The sequence below is a fragment of the Peribacillus sp. genome, assembly GCF_059453735.1.
Genome location: NZ_JAZVJO010000424.1, coordinates 1 through 3,840, shown reverse-complemented (window position 1 = coordinate 3,840; position 3,840 = coordinate 1). Strand labels below are relative to the sequence as shown.

The following is a 3,840-nucleotide window of genomic DNA, read 5'->3' as shown; positions in this document are numbered from 1 at the left end:
CAGATGATCGCTTGGCTGACCAATCAATTTGATAATCCGAAAATGAACCTTAATCAGGTAAAGGTGAAGGAACTCCATATGGAGGAAAAAAGCCATGTAGTATTTGTCTCACAAAATACGACCGTGTTTGAGATTGAGGATATTTATGATGAAGATGATGAAAAGATTGAAGCTGTTATCATCACGGCTACCGGGAAATCAACTGAAAAGCCTAACGGCATCATCACATCCAGAGATTTGTTGGAGGTTGCGCTGGCAGAAGAATAATTATCGACTCTAAATGATCATATTGGGGCAGGAATGATTACTTCTGCCTTTTTGCATGGCGGAATAAAAAGCTGAAAGAAGCTAATCTTCGGGATGATAGTGATGCTTGTGTATCAAATGGTGAAAAAATCTTGAGAGGGTTGAAAGTAGAGTTAAGGGCAACTGGTATATAATTTGTCCAAACATCTAATGGAGTTATTACTGGAATGGGTTTTACATTCCATGAACCAAAAAATAGCGAGGATTCTTCAGGGCATGATTATTTGCCGGAAGAATATGAGGAATTTCTTATGCTTCATAATGATGATTTCTACTAGTCGAAATATGGTCCTGTTTTTTCTTTGTATTTGTTCGAGAATTTACTCTCCATCTTTAAGAAACAGGATCAGAGCAGGTAGTTTGCAGTGTCCTTGTTTATCTGCCTTCAAAGGTAGTAGATTGGCTGTATATCGAACAACTGATCGGGTTCTTTTTGACCTAAGAAAATCAACTGGCGATTTAGAACTGGGAAATTTAAGATTCTTCTTAGATACGAGATCGGAGCGGGATTCTTGCTCCTAAAAGGGCAAAACTAGCTTAACAAGAAAGAGGAGGCGCATTCGACCTCCTCTTTTAATTTTGAAGATATGTGAGAAATGATGTTTTTTGTTTCACTACATGAATTTGAAAACGAAGCACTTTATATCTTTACTTTTCTGATAGTTGCAAGAGTATCCAGTTGAAGGGATGATCCATCTGTTGGGTGATTAATTTAGAATCGATACCCTGGATAACGAAATAATGGAAGTTTGTGAGGAGAGCCTTCAAAAAGCAGTTCAATGTAGGAGGGTTAAGTAGAGATGGTGAACTCTTGTATATTATCGAGCTCGAGAATAGATAATAAAAGCAAAATCTTAGAAAGGAAGGGCTTTTATCTTGGGAAAAAACTTCAAGTACCGATATTCTTCCTTTATTCGAATGCTTTTACTATCACTATTTATAGCTCTGTTCTTTTATTTGCCATTCATGTTTATCGTCCTGTATAACGACATTGACCGTGAAACCAGTAGAGAAATACTAGGTACGGATAAAATTGTATCAGAAACAAAAGACATACTACTACAAGACAGTGTACATATGAGAGAAGAAGAGGGTGTTAGAATAGGTGGAGTGTTATCTAGGTACCGCACATTTAAAAATGACAAACTCAAGGTGTTTGTTAATGATGATGAGGTTTTATATGACGGGGTAATTGACACGCAATCTTATATCAAATCGAAGTTTATACAATTTGGGGCTAACGCTTTAGCAAGACAAGAAAAAGGTAAATATGAAAGCGGCTTGCTTGTACCAACTAGCATAGCAATGGAAAGGACTGGTGGACACCATTGGATTTACAAATTAGCCTACCATGTAGACCATGAAGGTCATCAAGATAAAATTATTATTGAGCGAGACCTAACAGAACTTTATGCTAAACCGGTTCATAATACGCTGATTTATGGAGGAGTAACCTTTGTTTTTCTTTATATTGCGGTTATCGGTATTGCCTACATTACACAATTAATGAAGCTAAGGGAGTTTGAGCGGGTTATTGAGGAGCAGCAAAAAGTATTAGCGGTGTCAGGTTCTAAAAAATATACTAACGTGGGTCGAAAACATGGTAAGTTACTCGAGAAAGTCAGCGACATATTGATCAACTTACATATCCGTGCACAAGAAACGTATGTCGCTAACAAAAATATATTTCAAGACGTTTCTCATGAAACGGCCTCTTACCTAACAGAGATTAAGCAATCTGTAGACTTGATCCGCTACTATGGAACAGAAGATAAAGAGCAGTTGAATAAACTGTTAGAAAGAATCGATAAAGCTACATTGAAAGTCGATGCTATTCTAAGGGTATTTACAGATTTGACAAAGGTAGAAGATACAAAAACACTGGGACCATCTTCTACCTATGCTGTAAGAGAGCTTATAAATTTTGCGGTCCAACAAGCTTATTCTCGACTTCCACATATGGATTTTATCCAAACAGATGGAATGACTGAAAAAAAATACATAAGAGTTCATCGAGAACACTTTTTAATTGTTATGAGTATACTTTTAGAAAACGCAGCAAAGTATTCAGTTGATTCCAATCAGGTAGTTATAGGAATTTTAGAGGAGCCTCGCTTCGATCAAAAAGTCGCTATAAAAGTCACTAACTGGGGTATTGGCATACCGGAAGACGAAAAAGAGCGCATATTCGAGCGGTATTACCGGGCTCGTAATACACGAAATACCTCAGGACTAGGACTTGGACTTCATATTTTAAAAAAAATAATGAATATATATAACGGTGAAATATTGGTGGAAAGCCAATCATTAGGGGAAACCAGCTTCATTATTGTATTTCCTAAAGCAAAAGAAACAGATGAAGCTAACGGATATTCATCGAGCGTCATGTGACTGAAAGAAGTATGATGAATAAATTAATCGCTTAAAGAGAAAAAGGAAAAGATATTTGTTGAAAAACCCGTTCGTTTTTGGACGGTTTTTTGCTATTATAAAACTTTGCAATATAAGGCTACAACAATAAAGTAGCTGTAAAAGTCACAGCTTGGGGTGTCTACATACCAGAGAATGAAAGAGAGCGGATATTTGAGCGGTACTATCGAGCCCGTCATGTGCGAAATATATCAGGTGCTGGAATCGGACTCCATATCATTAAAAGATATTAAAAGAGTACAATGGAGACATTCTTGTAAAAAGTAAACAATCAGGAGAAACAAGCTTTATTGTTGTTTTTCGGAAATAAAGGAAGAAAAATTGGAAAGAGTGAAAATTAAGTATGAAGTATTCAATCTTATTTTTAGACGATGAAAAAGACATAGGGAAGCCCCTCTTTGAGATTCTGAAAAGAGAAGGTTACAATGTCGATTATTTTCAAACAGGAGAAGAAGCCGTGGAAGCGGGCATAGCACAGAAGTATGATCTCTTGCTGCTTGACATCATGTTGAAGAACTTTAATGTGTCTGCTCTTAATCAAATCACAAGTGGAATGGAAGTGGCTCGGCTCATTAATCAAGTAAATCCTACTCCCTACTTCTTTATATCGGGTCGCAGTGACACATTCGACGTTGTTGCAGGATTAGAAACAGGAGCAGCTCATTATATTACTAAACCATATGATTTATCTATACTGTTGGCAACTTTGAGAGCATTCTTTCGGGAACAAGAGCGTTTAGTTTCCGTGAAAGATAAGGATGATGAAACCGAGATTATCGCTGGAGATATTCGAATTGACTTGATCAATCGATTGGCATACGTAAAAGGAGAGAAGGCACTCATTCCAGACAAGCCATTTGCCATCTTGGTATACTTAGCAAGAAACCAAAATCGCGCTGTCACAAAAGAAGAAATACTCCAGCAAGTCTGGGGTTATTCATCCTCTGATGGCATACAAACGAATACTGTGGAAGTTAATATTAGGCGATTACGAACGGTAATTGGTGAACAGTTTGTGCGGACAGCCAGGGGCATGGGTTATTACCTGCAGACCACAGAAACAACTAGTAAGTATTCACAGTGACGTTAAGGAAATATTATAGG

Annotated in this window: 2 protein-coding genes and 2 pseudogenes; all 4 read left to right on the top strand. The window is 37.3% G+C overall.

Annotated elements, in window-relative coordinates:
* Positions 1–267 (top strand): annotated as a pseudogene (locus AC52RT_RS14000) (hypothetical protein); the annotation flags it as partial.
* A 1,005-nt stretch (positions 268–1,272) separates the two neighbouring features.
* Positions 1,273–2,697 (top strand): sensor histidine kinase, encoded by a 1,425-nt coding sequence (locus AC52RT_RS13995; RefSeq protein ID WP_495541312.1) that lies wholly within the window; start codon positions 1,273–1,275, stop codon positions 2,695–2,697.
* 137 nt (positions 2,698–2,834) lie between these two features.
* Positions 2,835–2,969: pseudogene (locus AC52RT_RS13990) on the top strand (two-component sensor histidine kinase); the annotation flags it as partial.
* Positions 2,970–3,079: 110 nt separating this feature from the next.
* Positions 3,080–3,820, top strand: coding sequence for a response regulator transcription factor (locus tag AC52RT_RS13985; RefSeq protein ID WP_475600022.1), 741 nt, complete (start codon positions 3,080–3,082; stop codon positions 3,818–3,820).
* Positions 3,821–3,840: the final 20 nt, after the last annotated feature.